The sequence below is a fragment of the Pseudoalteromonas ulvae UL12 genome (genome assembly GCF_014925405.1).
GTDB lineage: Bacteria > Pseudomonadota > Gammaproteobacteria > Enterobacterales > Alteromonadaceae > Pseudoalteromonas > Pseudoalteromonas ulvae.
This window is the reverse complement of record NZ_AQHJ01000035.1, coordinates 123,090-140,956: the sequence shown is the minus strand read 5'-3', so window position 1 is coordinate 140,956 and position 17,867 is coordinate 123,090. Positions and strand designations below refer to the sequence as shown.

Genomic DNA, 17,867 nt, shown 5'->3' with positions numbered 1-17,867 from the left:
TGTCATTTTTCATGTTCTCCCCACAGTTAACTTCAGCCACTCATCAGGCTTGCTACCCCATAGATAATAACGCGCATATTTTAAGTGAAATATACCAAAGTAACGCTGCTCTTGCTTGTTACTGCTGCCCTGCAAATTGGGCACTCTCACAAGCAGCAAAAAAGGTGGCCACTGCGCAAACAGGTGAGATACTGCGCTATCAGGGCAAAGTAGATAATGACTTAGCCAAACAGATAGACGAGCTATTTCAAACGAGTACCCATGGTAACTTGATCACCAATCACGTGATGTTGATGCTCGATATGTTTAACACTTTATTTGAACCCAAAGAAATTGGCCTGCGAATTTTAAGTTGTGACCACGCTCACAGCCCAGCCTTTCATCAAAACCAAATGATCGTGCGCATGGCGTCCACATTAGGCGGTACTGGCGAGCAATGGATCACTCATCAAGATGCCACTTTTTTACCGATGCAAGCAACAGATACCCGCCATCGTATCAAGCAACCCGAACCTGCTGTGATTAATCATTTTTGTGAAGGAGATATAGCTGTCTATAAAGGCACCAATTGGATAGATCAAGAAGTGCATGCGTTGATTTCCGCCTCACCTGAATTTAAAGGTCATGATCCTCGTTTATGTATTTACATTGATTTTTTAGCGTAATTCGCCTGTCTGTCAACACATAAAAAAGGCCGGTAAACTGTCAGTTTACCGGCCGAAAATTAACACTCATCAATAACAATTAGAAGAAGTACGTCACCGACACTCCCACGGTACGAGGATCAGCCACCCCAGCATAGCCAGTTGGATACCAACCTGGCGGCTCTTTGACTGTGACTGCTTTTTCATCAAACAGGTTATTGACATAAGCACTGATCCGCCACTGTTCATTTTCATAATCAGCGTTGATTCGCGTCAACATGTAATCCCCTGCGATACGATCTGCGCTGTTTTCAAAGTCAGCATAATAATCGTCTACATAGTTGCTGCTTAAACCCATACTTAAATCTTCGTGGAACCAATACGTCAACGCAACATTGGCCGTGACGGCTGGCGCGCTATTGAGTTCATTGCCTTTCACGTCACCAAATGACGGATCAGCTTCTTTTATTTCTGACTTTAATAAACCAAATCCGCCTTTAAGTTGCAGATCAGCGCTCAGCATAGTGTAGAGTTCAAATTCAATACCACTGGTGACCACTTCATCAATATTGGTGATACGGCGTTGTTTATTTGAAGACTGGTAACCATCATAATTATTGTGAAACGCATTGGCGCTAATATTTACATTACCGCTATCTAGGCTGCTTCTAAGGGTTAATTCGTAGGTATTAACTGATTCTTCATCGAAATAATAATATTCATTTTCTCGAGACATCGCGCCACCGGCAGAGTTATAACCGCGACGTGCACTGGCCGAAATAGTCGTATTATCTGAGTATAAATATTGCAGTACCAATTTTGGTAGCACGATGGTTTTATCAGTATTGAGTTTATCGCCGACTAAACCAGTACGTGATTGCATCGCAAAATCACGACGTTGTTTTTCTTTTTCGACTCGACCACCGGCAATCACACGATATTGTGCGCCGACATCCACACTTACTTCACCATAAATGGCATCAGAGTCGCTGCGATCATCACCCGAATACACGGTGGCACCTTGGCTGCCAAAATCTTGAGTCCGTTGGAAATGAGCAAAACCAATAAACCCTTTTAGGCCAGGCGCATCGAGCCCAAAGTTATATTTTGCATCAATCATGGAGCTATCGTCGTCCATTCTGACGCTAGATTGATATTCAGGAAGCGGTTCATAACTGTCAAAACCCCAGTCATAACCCATAATTGCGACAACTAAGTCGATAGAACTGCTGTTATCTAATTGATAATCAACCTTAACTGAGTGTGTGCCCGATTCTGTGGTCATATCACGCTGGAAAACCGGAATATAAGCCCAAGGATCTTGACCCTCAAAATATTTACGGCCCGTGTCACCGGTTTCTTTATTAAAGGCATAACTATACATAATTTGTAAGTCATCATTTTGATTCGGCTGCCATAAAAACTTGCTTCTAAAACGCTGGGTTTTAAGCTCATTTAAATCATACGTCGCAGGATTAGTCTCATGATTCAGGCCTTTATTGTAGGTGTCGCCATCAACATTTTGCGCCGTAATACGAAAAGCCAGTTGCTCGTCTAAAATCGGCCCCGTTAACATGATAGCGCTGTCAACAAAGTTAGATTGATTACGATAACCTAAGCGTGCAGCGCCATCCCAATCAAAACTTGGGTCATTGGTTTTAATAAATAGCGAGCCGGCAATGCTGTTACGGCCATTACTGGTCGATTGAGGCCCACGAAACACTTCGATTTGCGCGATATCCCACAAACCAGTATCACCGGTTAAATCTGCGACAAACGGTTCAATTACACCATCAACAATGGTTGAAACACGGGCTTTTGCACCGCCAGTGAACGAGTTGAAGCCTGTTGCCGCACCGTTCCCCGATACACCTCGAATATCAGGCACCGCGCCAGAAAGCACCACCACGTTGGGGATTTCTGCTATTGCACTTGATACTGATAAATATTGACCGCTGGCAAGTTGCTCAGCGCTAATCACCGACACTGACGAAGTGGTATCTTTTAAAGAACGTTCTGTTTTTTCACCCATCACTGTAATTTTTTCAATAGACGAAATAGGATCGTCCGCGGCATCGTCTGCCCATACATAACTACTGGATAAAACCGAAACAACTGACAGTGCCAAGGCACTTAACCGAAATACATTTGTCGCCATACATTCCTCTGTAAAAAACAAATAAAAGCCAAAGTGAGACTTAGGATTAAAGTAGGGTAAGAATAAAATCGGCGTTAATGTATCAAAACAACCACGTTAACTCAAACGATAATTATTATCATTTGTGTTTGAGTTTTATTTTTAATTTAATCATAATGCACTGCTTTTTATCGATTAAATGACGCCTGCCGTTCCTGTTTTCATACAACATTCGGGCGAGCCTAGATGATCCTTGTCATTTTACGTTTATCGATACATTGCATATTAAAATTTTTCATGGAGTCGAAATTATTGTGTTTGAATTACTGGCTATTTTACTGGCATTTTTTGCCGTCAGCGTGTTGTACCTGACCAATAAATATCAATACCTCACACTCAAGCCTGCGCAAAAAAAATACCGAAAATGGGCATACAGTTTGATACTGCTATCAACCTTGAGCTTACTGGTGACCATGAGCCTCCTCGCGAGTGTTTACTCGGTTATCGTCGTGATAATGCTAATTGGCGCGATGCTGCCTTTTTTTGCATTACTATTCAAAGGAGCCACAAGTGAAAGTTAATGCTGAATTTAAACCACATTGGTGGAGCAAAACCCTGATCGGCGTTTTTCTCGGTTTGTTATTAGCCTACGGTTTTGTTGCAAATTTTGCTTGGTTTGGCCCTCATGGCATCGAAGGTCAAGATAAAGTGCAATTTAACATGTGGATCGTATCGCCGCTGTGGCTGACTTTTTTAAGTCTTGTGTATTTATTTTCAAATCGTCGCAACGCTTTTGTGTACTTTTGTGGCGCAAATGGCGTCGTTTATTCGGTGTATTTTTTACTCTGGAGCCTGCAATGAGAATCCCAAGCCCTATTTTAAGAACCTACCAAGGTCTGCATACCTGGACAGGTATCATTGCTGGTTTATTTTTATTTATCGGCTTTTTTGCTGGCGCTTTGACCATGTTTAAAGCCCCGATTGATGCGTGGTCATCACCGCCAGAGGCCACATTAAGTCACCCAGACCCCTCTCATTATGATCGCTTAATAGAGCAAGCTGCGGCGCAATTTCCTGACATGAAAAAAGGGTTTATCCTCGATTTAAATCCCGACCACAGTCCACTCACGTGGTATGAGTCTGGAAGTGATCGCGAGCCCGGCCTAAATGACAGCGTTCGCCATGCGACTTTAGATCAAAACGAGCAACTGCAAAGTGTGATGCAAACCCCCAATCGGCTCGGCACTTTAATTGATTATTTGCACCAAAGTGCTGGGATCCCTGGCGAAATAGGTCATCACCTCGTGGGTGGCTATTTAGTCGGTATTGCCGCCATACTCTACTTTATTGCCCTGATTTCTGGGTTGATATTTTTACTGCCTACACTCACTAAAAGCTTTTTTGCACTGCGCACTAATAAAGGCGCGAGCCGTTTTTGGCTAGACAGTCACAATTTGCTGGGGATCACCAGCTTTCCGTTTCATGTTGTCATCGCGCTCACTGCCGTGGTGTTTGCTTTTCATGATTTTTTTTATGCGGGTTTGTTTCTTATCTATGGTGATATTCCCTTATTTGCACGAGCTCTCCCTGCCGCAACGGCTTTTCAAATGGACACGTTACCGAGCATCCATGAACATATTCGCGCAGCCGAAGCGTATGTCAGTGGCTACCAAGTTCAAACCATCAGTTTTACAGGCCTTGATACCACCACACCGTTTGCAATCTTTACATTATTAAATGAACACGAAGTGATGCGCGGCCCCTTGTATGATTATTTATTTATGAACCCTTATACGTTCGAAATCAGCGGCTCAACTTTTAACCCAGGTAACGAAGGGGTTTGGAGCCGAATAGTCGCAAGCTTTTTTGCCTTGCATTTTGGCAGCTTTGGGGGCGAATGGGTGCGCTGGGTTTATTTTGCTCTTGGCTTAGCAGGCGCAGCTCTTTTTTACACTGGCAATCTGCTTTGGTTAGAAAAAAAACGCAACAAACACTCGGCCGAACAAAGTAAAAGCTACACCCGTATGGCCTCGCTGACTGTCGGTGTCTGCTTAGGATCCGTTGCAGGAGTGATGGCTGCAATGCTCATCACTAAATGGGCAACAATTGCATTACTTAATGTCAATGAACTGTATATGTGGGTTTATTATGGCGTCTTTTTAGCCGCGTTAGGTTATGCCTTTTGGCAAGGGGCAGCCAAAGCGGCCATTCATTTTTTAGGCTTGATCACGCTTATCTGTGTTCTTATTCCGATAACAAGTACATTGACAGCATTCATCCTGCCTTCGCCTTGGTTAACCCTACAAGGGCACGCTTGGTATGTTGAATTGATTGCTGTTTTGTTTGCTGTGATCGCATTTTATGGCCAACGCAAAGTAACTCAACGTGCTTATCAGGGCGAACCCAACAGCATTTGGTTTATTGCTGACCTAAACGAAGGCACATCGGACGCAGCACTTACCTTAGAGCAGAGCCGTTAAGATTCAATAAATATGGGAGCAAACGCTCCCACTATTTTTATTTTGACTGCTACATATTTCGTATATCAAAGCGATGTTGATATGTGGTGTTACTCCAAGATTGGGTCACTAGCCAACTTTTCATCTCTTAAACGAAAAAGGACAGTAACCTTAAATTACTGCCCATTCACTTAAAAACAATGGCGCTAGAATTGATAACTCACAGACGCTTTGATATTACGGCCCACTTCATTATCATTATACTCGGCATTGCCCCAATACATGCCAAAGCTCTTATGATGTTGGTAAGCTTTATCAAACACATTATCCATCGCGACATTGATACGTAGCCCAGCCACCGATTTTGGTTCGTACGAAACCCATAAATTCGCCACACCATACCCTACTTTTTCGACAACTTCTGTCACTAATTCACCTTGGCGGTTAATGTAGGTATCACTCAATGCCGCGTTATCAACTAACGAGTTATCCCAGCCGAGTAACCATTCATCGCTTGCTTGATAAGTTAAACCAATATTGACTTCATGTGTGCCTGAATATAAATCATCGGTTTTATAGTCGCTGTAATCACGTTCACCATCGTTATAACTGTAATTAATATAACCACTTAGCTGCTGATGACTAAAACGAAACCCCGCTTCTGCCCCAGTGTTTTTAAGATCAAAGCGGCCACGGGTTAAAGTGGTATTTTTGGTTGGATGAAAACTATCATCAATTGTGAACTGGTAAACATTGGCATACACCAACGCACTTTGCAGATCCAAAGTGCCAGCCAAATCATATTTACCCTTAAGCTCTAAATAATCGCCCCCCTCGGCTTCAACCCCCTCACCTTGGCTCGTTTGGTTGTTAATCATTAATACTTCTGGCAAGCCCGGGCCTTTAAAGGTTTGGCCGTAACCTAAAGTCAGATTTAAATCTTGATTCGCTTGCCAACTAGCCAATAATTTAGGTGACAGTTTGTTAAATGATAAATCATACGCCCCACCCAGCTGATAAGAGTCGTAACGGATCCCAGGCGTAATTATTAGCTCACCTACACTGACTTCTGTTTGAATATACGCACCAATTAAACGCGCCGTAGGTCCATTAGCCACCGATAAATCACGAGTGCTGACTTCACCTTGTGCTGTGGTGGTTTTTTGTAATCCTTTGGCCTCAATTCGTTGCTCTGATTTAAATGACTCAAGACCATATGTCCATGCCAAACCATTGACTAACGAGGTATTGCGGATATCTAAACCAGTTGTCTGATAAAAGTAATCTCGCTCAGGATAAAAAGCGGTGCCATCTTCTTGCCACTGACCTTGATCGTCTCTGATCCAATTTGCACCCGTTGATTGCTCACGATTCATCGACTTTTCATTAAAATACGCATTTATGTATAAATCGAGCAGAGGATCTGCGCTGTCGTTAATATACATCAGGCTGTATGTATCACGCTGATAGCCGTTATAAAGCTCTTCTTTTTCGAGCTCACTCATGCCTGGTTTTTCACCAGAAAATGCACGATTACCGCCATCTTTGACTGATTGCAGGTTAAGTGTTAGCGTTTGAGCACGATCAAAATCGTACACAGCTTTCACTAAACCACTTTGTAGCTCGCTGTGTTTATTAACAATCGGATCCGCATTTGGGGTGTCAATATCACCATTTTCGTTTGCGGTAATCATCGTAAGTAAACTCAATTGTTCATTGATTCGGCCATAGCCATTGATACTCACTTGCCTAAATTCCGTCGCCGTATCCATACCCAAAGCGCCATTGGCACCAAAGGTGTCACCTGGTGCGAGTAAGTCGCTCGGATTTTTAGTTTGATACTTAATTGCCCCAGTAATCGCGCCGTAACCACTTAAGACAGACGCAGCACCTAGCTCTACCGAAACCGCTTTAAACATACTGGTGTCGAGCACTTGATTTCCTGAGTGATGAAATAATTGACCATCTTGGCGCACACCATCAATGGTGATATTGGCAGAGTGCTCTTCAACACCACGCAAATAGGTTTTTTGACCATAACGCGAGCCGTTACTCACTGAGACACCAGCAAGATTATTAAGCGCGCCTTTTAAGTCATTCACCTGCTTTAATTCAAGTACCTTACCCGACACTTCTATTGACGCTTGTTCGTCAATCGCTTCGACCTTACTCATTTCAAGTTGTTTTACTTCATTCGCTTGCAGGGTATTGCTAGCCAATAGCGCCAATACAATTGCCGAATATTTGAATTTCATTAAGTCATTCCTATTAATTTAACAAGACATCGATAATGATAGTGATTATCATTACCAAATCAGAATGCGCGTATGGTATAGAGTTTGACTGTGCGCGAATAGACACACATTACTTACAATACTTTTTAGCAGCACTTAACAATCAATAGGGAAATCATGGACGGGCATTTTTTAGCACGGCTAAAACTCAATGGTATTTTTTGTCAGGTAGTCGATTGTGGTTCAATGGGCAAAGCGGCGCAGTCTCTAGGGATGACGACTTCGGCAGTGAGCCAACATATCTCACGGCTCGAGACTGAGCTCGGCATGACATTACTTAACCGAACTACCCGCAAGCTCAACCTCTCCGAAGCTGGGGAGCGTTATTACGCCAAAGGTAAAACCGCACTTGAAGCCGCTAAAGCGGCCGAAAATGCAGTGCACGAAATCAAACACTCATTGGCTGGCACATTACGCCTTGCTTTACCTGTCGGCCTCTCGACCGAACCTATCGCACAAGCGCTTAGTTCATTAATTATCGACAACCCAGATCTCAAAATTAGAATGTTTGCCACAGACGAAACCATTGATCCAATTGCTGAGCGCATTGATATTGTCATTAATGTCGGCACCCCTAAAGATTCACAATTATATTTCTATCCACTTGGCCAAAGTGGCAAACATATTTATGCCAGTCCTTTGTATTTGGCGCGCAGAGGCTACCCCACCCACCCTGATGATTTGCTCCAACACACTTGGTTAGGTTTAGGGTTTAAAGGCGTGCTCAGTGGCGTGAGTTTAACCTGCGAAGAACACACTCGCGCAAACATCAAGCCCACACTGCAAATGGAGTTTAATGATTTAAACTCGCTTATTAGCCATGTAACACAAGGGCTTGGACTCGCCGTGCTACCAGAGCTCGAAATTAAAGCCCAGCGAGCACGTGGGGAGCTTGTAAAAGTACTGCCTAATTGGCACATTGCGCCTCATCCAATTTATGCCCTGACCACCAGCCATCATGCACCGTTTAAAGTGAAAAAAGTGCTCTCAGAGCTCAAAACATACTTTGCAAAACAACATCAACAAGATCATAACGGCTTTATACACGCGCCCGTTGACTGAGTCTTTTATCAGCGCCTATTTCAACGGCATGATTAAAGAGGCTTTAAGAGGCAGGCAAACCCTGTTACCATTATCAGGAACAACTCATTAATTACAAATAGGAAACAACAGTGAAAAAAACATGGAAGTTAGCGGCCATTGCCATCTTTAGCTTACTGAACGTGGCATGCGGCAGCTCTGAATCGACGCCTTCGACCCCAGTCACCACACCTGACAATACGCAATTTAACTTAGCAATCACCTTGTCGGGACTATCTGATAGCGGCGTCTCATTTCGTTGGCTAGGTCAGTCCTATTCAATTAGTACCAGCCAGACCGTGAGCGTCACAGCAGTGAGTTACTCCGCCCCGACTGAGTTAACTTTTGCCGATACTCACCAATGCACATCAACATTAAATAAAGCCAATGATACCGATTATAACTGGCTCATCTCATGCGAAAAAAAAGCCGTTGAGCAGGCTTTTTCAATCTTAATCGACTCACCTTTACCTTATGCCGTAGATATAAAACTGAACGACGATATTTTTACGATTAAAGAGCAAAGCCTTGCGACTGAGATCATCACCTCAGACACCCCCACCATAGTTCAAACCGATGGCCCATTACTGTGCAATTTAAACCCAGACAGCGCGCAAAGTGCCCATTGGCGATTGAAATGTGATGAGTTCTTAATTGCCACCGAACCCGTAGCCAATAGCACCCATACAGATGTAGTTTTAACCACGCCGACAGAAAGAATACAGTTGGCAATTACCGGTCCTGCTGAAGGACAAAACATCACGCTAATTCACCAAGCAGGGAGCCAGTATTTCTTGTTAGGCTCGACGATTTATTCATTACAAGTCGGTCAAAACGCCTCAATTAACCTGACAGCTTTAACTGGACAATTTGTCAGCCTAACGCAACATCAGCAGGCACTATATGGATTAGCCAACGATGGCTTATATCGATATTCTGAGGCACTCAACACGTGGCAACAACTTAGACCTATCACTCGCCCGCTTGCCTCTGCACTCTTTGCTTCGGGCGAGACCTTATCATGGCTAACTCAAATGAATGACGCGCTGCTGCTCGATAGATGGGTTAATAATGCCAATAAATCCACAACAACCGCCGATCAACAAATCAGTCAAGCATCGGATCATGGGGCATTATCCATTGACAACGGCGTGATGTGGCTGGCTAAAAATCAGCAAAATCAATGGTTATTAACCGCTGTTGAACTGATGGCTAACACTGTTAATCAAGTGATCCAAACCTTAGATCAATACAAACAATTTGCGCTTTGGCAAAAAGACGCTACAACCAATCAATTACTGATGATTGAAGGCGGTTCACTGACCACCTTTACAATCGAAAACCAATCCATGAGCTGGCAACCTTACCAAGCAACCAGCGCAGACTTAGTTGGTGCGCACAAGCAACTATTAGTCACAGCGACCACACTCTCTCAGTCACAAGCACAGATCCATACTCTTTATCATGGTCAAACAGAGCTCAATCACACTGCTTTAAATAACGCCTTTAATTGGTCATCGCCCGCGATTATCGCGCTACAAACAGACCCTACGGCATTTAGCTCGATTAGCATCAAATATGGGTTATTACTTTTTTACATTGAAGAACAAAGCGAAGTTTGGATCAGCGACGGGACACTAAACAATACTAAGCGACTTTTGTCAGATAAAAGTTGGCAGGAATTTACCAATCTCGAAATCATTGCTGCGGGGCAATCAGTTTTGTTACTTAACAATAAGAGCAACAATCAGCTGATGACGATTACTCGATAAGCCCTAAGGCTCTCCCAACAAAAAACGGGCCCTTTTCGGCCCGTTATTATTAACATTATCAATGAGTTTTCTATCTCATTCACCATCACTTACTGATGCCAGTCAATGGATAAGTGGGTTGTTAGGTTTTAAATTGTTTAACGGTTTGAGCTAACACAGTCGCTTGATCTGTCAGTAAAATATTGGCAGCTAAAATCTGTTGATTACCCTCAGAAACCGTGTCACCCAACTGCTTAAAGTCGATTACTTGTTGTTTTACAATGCTCGCTTGTTGCTGTGAATCTGAAGCTAAGCTCGCCACATCTTTACTGACTTGAGCCAAAGATAAAATCGTTTGCCGCCCCTCTTCGAGGGTATCGACTAATTCCGCCACTAAATCAACCGATTGCTTGGCTTTTTCGCGATTCGAAGCCATGTTTACAACAGCTTGTTGAATGGACTCGACGATTTTTTCTAACATAGTATTAATTTCCATCGTCGCTTGATGGGTCCGTACCGCTAAAGTTCTTACTTCATCAGCCACAACTGCAAAACCTCGACCCGATTCACCTGCTCTTGCTGCTTCAATTGCAGCATTGAGTGCCAGCAAGTTCGTTTGTGATGCAATATCAGTAATGGTATTAACCACCCCTGATACTTGATCTCCCGCCGATTGGAGCGACTGAAGCATGTCTGAAGTGGTTTCCATATCGCTGGCTAAGCTCGCAATGCTGTCAGCGGTTTTGACCACGCTGGTTTTACCGGCAACCATAGTTTGTGCACCACTTTGCGCTGACTCCGCCGCCATTTCAGATTGCTGCACACTGTGCTCGATATGATGCTCGAGTGAAGTCATCACAGTTGCAAGTGAGTCAATAGTACTTTGCAAATGGTTGACAGATTCACTCGATGCGGTTCTGCTCACAGTGAGTTGCGAAATGGCTTGTTCGATTGTTTCAATGGCCGAGTGCACCTTAATTAACCCCGAACGAAACACAGTTAATAACTCATTGACACTGCCTGCCACATTGTTAATTTCGGATGAACTATTATTATCAAGTTGCTGGGTTAAATCATGATTGTTCGACAAGAGCGTCAACTGCTTTGATAATGAATTAATTGGATCTGCAATTTGTTTTTTGGCAAAAATAAAGGCAATAATGGCCACTGCGATCATCAATGATACAAGTGTGTAAACGAGCGTCATATTATTGCTCAAGTCTGCCTGAATATTACTCGATGAAATACCCGCTTGGGCCGTAGTGCTATCTGATAATTGACTTAACTGTTCTGATAATTTTTTAGCCGAGTTGTTCAGGTTATTGAGCTCATCTCTGGCTTTATCCCAATCAACGCTTTGGCGATTCATTACAGCAAATAAACGGTCCAAATCACTCTTAAGCTTATCTGTTTTAATAGTCCGCTGCTGTGATACAAGCTCTTGAAGCTGCTTATATTGGGCATTTAATTGTTGCTCTAGCGCCTCTCGCTGTTGCGAAAACTCATTGGCTGAAAGCGTGGTGCCATATAACGAAAACCCTATCAAGACTAAGTCTTTTGAAGTACTTTGCAGCGAATTAATCACCCGCAATGTTGGCAACGATTGACCAATAAACCCTTCTACTTTTTGTTCAATAGATGCATTGTTTTGACTTAAAAAGAGTGCAGCTACGAGTGTTGTCAGAAGAATAGCGGCATAGCCGAGGAATATTTTTATGCGAATCGATTTGAATGAAAAAGCCATAATTTTCCTTGCTGTCGGTACATTGTTGATGAATAAAAATAAGGAATAGCTGAGCAAAAGCTTAGTCTACTGAATCAATTAGACCTAATTGATAGACATTTAATTTCAATTTGCGGCATATACACATTAGGGGCTGCCAAATAAAAAAGGTTAAGCACTTAAATTGAGACAAAATCCTGGCATGACGTAAGACAAACAAGATTGGTCGCGGCGTTCAGAATGTGCACATTACACCGCAGTCTGTTCAAACTTATAACCCACGCCATAAATTGAGTGAATACACTCTGCGTTTGGGGCAATAGCAGCCAATTTCTTACGCACTTTTTTGATATGGCTATCGATGGTGCGATCACTGACGATACGCGCATCATCGTAAATGCTATCCATCAGCTGTTCACGGTTATAAATTCGCCCCGGCTGTGAAAACAGCTTATAAAACAACTGAAACTCAACGGCGGTAAAACTCACTTTGTGATCGCCATAACACGCGCTCAGTGTATGCTCATCTAACGATAACCCAGCCCTTTGTTGTATGCTGATATCACTCGATTGCATAAATGCCACTCTGCGCAGTAATGCTTTGACCCGAGCCACCACTTCTCGGGGACTATAAGGTTTGCAAATATAATCGTCAGCGCCTATTTCAAGGCCCAATAACCGGTCGACTTCTTCAACTTTTGCTGTAGTCATCACGATGGGAACGATTGAGTGAGCCCTCACTTGCTGACAAATCGCGATTCCATCAACATGAGGCAACATCAAATCCAGTAGAATGAGATCGGGTTTAAAGCGTTCAAACATGGCCATGGCATCCGCGCCATCATGGACCACCTCAACAACATAGTCACTTTGCATTAAGTATTTAGCTAAAATATCAGCTAGTTTCACTTCATCTTCAATAATCAAAATACGCGATTGCACTAGACCTACTCCTTTGCAAACTCTACCTTAATTGTCACACCACCCAAATCACTTGGCTCGGCCTGAATACGACCTTGATGTGCGCAGACAATACTGCGACAAATCGCCAACCCTAACCCAGAACCGCCTGTTGCACGGTTTCGGTCGTCCTCAATGCGGTATAAACGCTCAAACAATTGTGGCAACTTTTCTGCCGCCACTGTCGGGGCACTGTCTTGCCACAGCACTGTGATACTTTGTGAGCTTTCATGCACGCTGATTGCAAGCTGGCCGGGCGAGGCGGGGGTTGAGTCAGTATAACGCAATGTATTTTGCATCAAATTATCAAACAATTGCATCAGGCGCTCAGGATCCCCTTGAATATTGCTGCCAGCCCCTGTTAATGGCGTTACTGCAAATCCTTGTTTAGTGAGTCCACCTTGATGTTTGGCAAGCACTTTATTGAGCAAAGTCAACAAGTTGACCGACTTAAAGGTATAGGTTAACGCGCCTTTGTCAGCCAAAGAAAGCTGATGTAAATCATCGACTAACCGCGTTAATCGTGCCATTTCTTCATGCAAAGAGGCGATCGCAGCAGCATCGAGGGCAATAATGCCATCCATCATGCCTTCAAGTTCAGCGCGGATCACCGCAATGGGCGTGCGTAATTCATGGGAGATATCGGCTATCCACTGGCGTTGCGAACGGCGATTAGCATTAAGTGTTTGCGCCAAACGATTGATGTCTTTGACTAATTCACCAATTTCATCGCTGTTTTTAGCGGTTAACTGAAAATCATAATGACCATTGGCTAAATCACGCGCTTTGGCTCGCAAAATTAAAATTGGCTTCACTAAAAACCGACTAAACGGCAAGGCCATGACAAAAGACAGCACTAATACGATCACCGCGATATAACTAAACTGACGGGACTGTTGCTGTGCAAATAACGCATCAAATTTTGCATTCATGCGCGAACCATTTTCAATACCTAAGTAGCCCAATAATTCGCCAGTTCCTGCCGTACTCGGTGCATCATCTCCTGACTTTAACGCTAACCACAGCGCAGCTTTAGCCATAGACGGGGCGCCTAAAATCAGCTCGCCCGAGGCGGATTTAAACATCAACCGCTGTGCATCTTCACCAAGGTTAGGTCGATTCGAGGGCGGTTGTCCAGATAACCGAGGACGCTGCCTGTCACCCTGCATGTGCGGTGGTGGCCGCAGGCCCTCTTCACGTGGAGGAGGTCGCTGCAATCGGGGAGTCGGTGCCGATTTCGGTGCAGCAAAGGCGTCATCCCGTAACCGATAAATCGCAACGATATCTTGAAAGGCCGCATTATTCGGTCGTAGCCAATCAAAATGAGGCTGGCGTTTTATTTCTGTCACCATCGCCTCAATCACAGGAGTCAGGGATAACCGAGTCGTATCTGCCACGTATTGACTAAAACTCTTTTCAAACGCAAGTTGATTGGCGACAAAAATCGCCAATACGACCAGCGTATTGGCGATTAAAATCATCATTAATAATTTGGCACGAATCGAGTTGAACATCTTAAAGTGGTTTGCCTCGTCTATCGGTTGCGATTAATCTTAAATTATCAGGATTAGTATGTTGATTACTAGGCATAAATTTTGCCATGCACTGACTCTCTTTCGCGCAATTATCGGTCAATGACAACAAAAAGGCCACTAAGTCTTGCTGCTCAGCACCATTGAGTCGCGCCGCCTGAAACGGTGATTGCCCTAATAACTGCAGCGCAAGTTCACTGTGCTCAGCCGCTCCTTGATTCAACGATTCACAATCAGCAAAGCGCTCAAACTGACGTAATCCACACGCACCACCTCGGTCAAAAAAGCCAGCAACACTCGCGGCTGGGTTCACATAATGACGCACCACCTCAGCCAAATTTTGATACGCCCCCGCATGGCCATAAGGCGCACTTAACGAAACATTAATTAAACTAGGTATTTTAAACGCAAATTGCTCGCGCGGATCGCCTGTTACAGCACCACGCCCCGGATCGCTGTGATCAGAGAGCTTACCTGGACCTAACTGTGGAAACGCCAAATTGAAAAATCCTTCATTGGTAAAACGTTCACCACTGTGACACCCCACACACCCTGCACCGCCCTGATCTTGTGGTGTAAAAAATAAAATCGCACCACGCTTTTGCTCATCACTGAGCGAACGTTTATCACCTCGCACATAACGATGCCAATTGGTATCTACCAAGGTCACTGATTGCTGATACACCCCAAGGGCCATCGCAATACTGTCAAAGGTGATCAGCGACGAGGCATCCTCTGTTGAATTAAAAGCAGCTCTAAACTCCTCAAGCCAGTCATTGGTCGCCAAATTGCCTTCTTCATCACCATAATCACCAATGCGCTGGGCAATATGATGGCGTATTTCACGGTTATTGGTCGCTGTGACAAATCCTTCGCCACGCATTTCTTCTGTGGATGTCACCGGAAAACGAGCCAATGCATCGACTAAGTTATTCGGCACGGCGTTATCAATCACCCCAAAGCCAGAATCCGGGGTACTGACACCTTCAATGATAGAACCATCAGGTTGCACAGCATTCACGCGCTGAATGCGACCATCCCAAAACAAAGCGTTATTAGCCAAACCAGTATTAAAAATAGTCGGTGAGTTTCTTGGGATATCAATTACATTGTCAGCGGGAACCCGCCCTGGGCCAATTACATTTTCTCGCTCAGCATTCACCCCTACCGCAAGCGATAAGCCATCTGCACCGCCTAAACTAGGGTGATGACAACTGGCACACGCAACAGATTGTTCGCCCCCTAACCCTTTGGTGAAAAATAGTTTCATGCCCAATTGCGCCAGCGGATCGTGAATATCCGGTTGTTGCTGCGCCTCTACTACCACACCTGTGAGCCCAAAATTGCGAATAACCTCATCCAGCTGAACGTCAAGCTGACTCAGCAAAGGGGGCGGCGGCGCTAAAACGGGAGGGGGTGGCTTGGTTGCCGTGTGGCTCTCTTTACCTACACTGTGCCCACTGATCAGTAAAGTAGACACTAACCCTACCATACCAAGTTGATTCATCATGCTCATCGTCGTTCTCCAACAGTAACCTTACCCTGAAGATGAACCACAAATGTGCAAATAATGTGCACCACATACAAAAAACACAAAATAAATTATCGAAGTCAGGCTATTCACGCTCTGAGATGCTTAAACTGCGATTAACAGGTTTTAAAGTTTTAGGTGGTGCGCAGCATGATATAAGCCCGAAATTTATTCAGTGGTAATGCCTCTGATATTTCAAAAGAAAGAAAAGCGTCAGGCAGCGATAAGATCGTACTAAAAAAGCCCCTATATGTGTTTGTATGCTGTTATTAAAAAAGCACGACGATTTTACTGCTAACCGACAGACTAAGTAGACGGAGAAGATGAATTTGTTGAATTTGTTGATTAATTTGACTTTGACCGCTTGCGCGGCCAAAAATATGAGTAATGTCTATTGACCAGAGTTTGGTTCATATGTGTAATTATATTTTAAGTTAAGATTTATCTGTTAGCTCAAATTTATGAAGGAGCGATTTTTTAAAATAGTGCACACCAAAAGCCAGCCCCCCAAACGCAGGATCTGCTTGCAAATGCCCTTGTATTCGTAGTATTACAGATGAGTCTGTTTCTTCAATAACAGGTACATTTGCAAAAAACAACTCTTCTGGCTGAGTATATATGCCCATTCCACCCATTTTTTCACCAACTAAATTTAAACTACCAACGTTATACTTTTTTCCGTCCATTGGTAACTCCCCGGAAAAATCACGTTTCATTATTTTCGCTAGTTTGTCAGCACCTAAAGTAAACTCTTGTTGATAGTATTTACTATTTAAAGCTGAAGGGAATTCTTTTATTTTTATTGGCTTTTCAATATGATAAGTGTATCTTCCAAACCATTTACTTTTTTTATCTTCTACGTGGTATACCAAAGATAAGCGATAAGAGTTGTCATCACACTTTTGCAGAAAGGAAAATGGTGTTACTTCCAGCCTAGCGCTTGACCTCTCTTTATACCCATTATCTAAAAGAGCGATTTTTGATAGATCGTATGGAACAATATTGAAAAAGTCTGACTCACTTTTACTAGCCATTTCTTTAGAATTCTTCGATATATTCATTGAACCAAGAATTGGACCTAAGAAAACGCTTCCTCCTTTAGTTTGCACTAGCTGAAAGCCTGTATCTGCAACTGGATACGAATGCGTAGGAACTATTTTTTTATCCAATATTTTATTATTTATTTTTAATTCATTATTAGATATCAATTCTTTATCTGGTATTGTGCTTTGAGGTATTGAAACACACGCAGACATTCCAATAGAAATTATACCTAATACTAATGCCTTAAACTTCATTTACTACCCCATATTTTATTGTAACGACTACACTAACGAGCCTGTAGATTTACTCGTTTTTAATTTGTTCTTATTAAACAACGAACTATAACTGAGTTCCTATTTTGATTCAATCGTTTCGTCAGTTTCGAGTTGATATTTTAAACCTATGTTTTAGTTTATTTTTTTGAGGGAAAGCATGAAGCTCATCAATATCTCATTGATTTTAAATAGTGTGTATTAAAAAGTACAAACTCAGCATCAAGGTTAGTGATGGACTGAATAACTTCTATTTATAAACCGTTGATTGTAAAAATCACAAATAAACTCTGTCGCGACAGGAAGTCGAGCTAGCCATACTGAGGCATGGGTGAAAAACACCGCTTTAAACGAGAGGCCTTGGACGGCCGAACTACAAAGCGTACAAGAAGGTATTAGCGAGCCGAACCATGCCGGTTATGTTCACATCAAATATATTT

13 protein-coding genes are annotated in these 17,867 nt (G+C 43.3%); 6 read left to right on the top strand and 7 right to left on the bottom strand.

Going from position 1 to position 17,867, the window contains the following annotated elements; all coding sequences use genetic code 11:
• Positions 1–11 precede the first annotated feature (11 nt).
• Positions 12–665: a DUF1826 domain-containing protein gene (locus tag PULV_RS18695; RefSeq protein ID WP_193332728.1), complete on the top strand. Its 654-nt coding sequence runs from the start codon at positions 12–14 to the stop codon at positions 663–665.
• Positions 666–744: 79 nt separating this feature from the next.
• On the opposite strand, the gene PULV_RS18690 is transcribed toward PULV_RS18695, so the two are convergent.
• A complete protein-coding gene (locus tag PULV_RS18690; protein WP_193332727.1) occupies positions 745–2,802 on the bottom strand; it encodes a TonB-dependent receptor in 2,058 nt (685 codons plus the stop codon).
• A gap of 293 nt (positions 2,803–3,095) precedes the next feature.
• Between PULV_RS18690 and PULV_RS18685 the strand changes: the two genes are divergently transcribed.
• The 3 genes from PULV_RS18685 to PULV_RS18675 are packed head-to-tail and all read left to right on the top strand — an operon-like array spanning position 3,096 to position 5,261.
• A complete protein-coding gene (locus tag PULV_RS18685) occupies positions 3,096–3,362 on the top strand; it encodes a hypothetical protein (RefSeq protein ID WP_193332726.1) in 267 nt (88 codons plus the stop codon).
• The gene (locus PULV_RS18680) at positions 3,352–3,642 is read left to right on the top strand and encodes a hypothetical protein (protein WP_086743276.1); all 291 of its coding nucleotides are present in this window, start codon (positions 3,352–3,354) and stop codon (positions 3,640–3,642) included. The genes PULV_RS18685 and PULV_RS18680 overlap by 11 nt, the downstream gene beginning before the upstream one ends.
• Positions 3,639–5,261: a PepSY-associated TM helix domain-containing protein gene (locus tag PULV_RS18675; protein WP_193332725.1), complete on the top strand. Its 1,623-nt coding sequence runs from the start codon at positions 3,639–3,641 to the stop codon at positions 5,259–5,261. Before PULV_RS18680 ends, PULV_RS18675 begins: the two co-directional genes overlap by 4 nt.
• Before the next feature lie 185 nt (positions 5,262–5,446).
• Here the strand turns inward: PULV_RS18675 and PULV_RS18670 are convergent, their stop codons facing one another.
• Positions 5,447–7,495, bottom strand: a complete 2,049-nt coding sequence (locus tag PULV_RS18670; RefSeq protein ID WP_193332724.1) for a TonB-dependent receptor domain-containing protein — start codon at positions 7,493–7,495, stop codon at positions 5,447–5,449.
• 156 nt (positions 7,496–7,651) lie between these two features.
• On the opposite strand from PULV_RS18670, the gene PULV_RS18665 reads away from it, so the two are divergent.
• On the top strand, positions 7,652–8,596 hold the full coding sequence (locus PULV_RS18665; protein WP_193332723.1) for a LysR family transcriptional regulator: 945 nt from the start codon (positions 7,652–7,654) through the stop codon (positions 8,594–8,596).
• A 110-nt stretch (positions 8,597–8,706) separates the two neighbouring features.
• Positions 8,707–10,386: a hypothetical protein gene (locus PULV_RS18660; protein ID WP_193332722.1), complete on the top strand. Its 1,680-nt coding sequence runs from the start codon at positions 8,707–8,709 to the stop codon at positions 10,384–10,386.
• A 121-nt stretch (positions 10,387–10,507) separates the two neighbouring features.
• Here PULV_RS18660 and PULV_RS18655 read toward each other — a convergent pair whose 3' ends face one another.
• The 5 genes from PULV_RS18655 to PULV_RS18635 all read right to left on the bottom strand — a co-directional run bounded on the left by PULV_RS18655 (position 10,508) and on the right by PULV_RS18635 (position 17,409).
• On the bottom strand, positions 10,508–12,109 hold the full coding sequence (locus PULV_RS18655) for a methyl-accepting chemotaxis protein (protein WP_086743281.1): 1,602 nt from the start codon (positions 12,107–12,109) through the stop codon (positions 10,508–10,510).
• A gap of 228 nt (positions 12,110–12,337) precedes the next feature.
• Positions 12,338–13,030, bottom strand: coding sequence for a response regulator (locus tag PULV_RS18650; protein ID WP_086743282.1), 693 nt, complete (start codon positions 13,028–13,030; stop codon positions 12,338–12,340).
• 5 nt (positions 13,031–13,035) lie between these two features.
• Complete coding sequence (locus PULV_RS18645; RefSeq protein ID WP_193332721.1) at positions 13,036–14,562, bottom strand: ATP-binding protein; 1,527 nt, start codon at positions 14,560–14,562, stop codon at positions 13,036–13,038.
• Between the two features lies 1 nt (position 14,563).
• Entirely contained in the window at positions 14,564–16,096 is a 1,533-nt protein-coding gene (locus PULV_RS18640) for a cytochrome-c peroxidase (protein WP_193332720.1), read from the bottom strand.
• Between the two features lie 449 nt (positions 16,097–16,545).
• The gene (locus PULV_RS18635; RefSeq protein WP_193332719.1) at positions 16,546–17,409 is read right to left on the bottom strand and encodes a hypothetical protein; all 864 of its coding nucleotides are present in this window, start codon (positions 17,407–17,409) and stop codon (positions 16,546–16,548) included.
• Between the last annotated feature and the right edge of the window lie 458 nt (positions 17,410–17,867).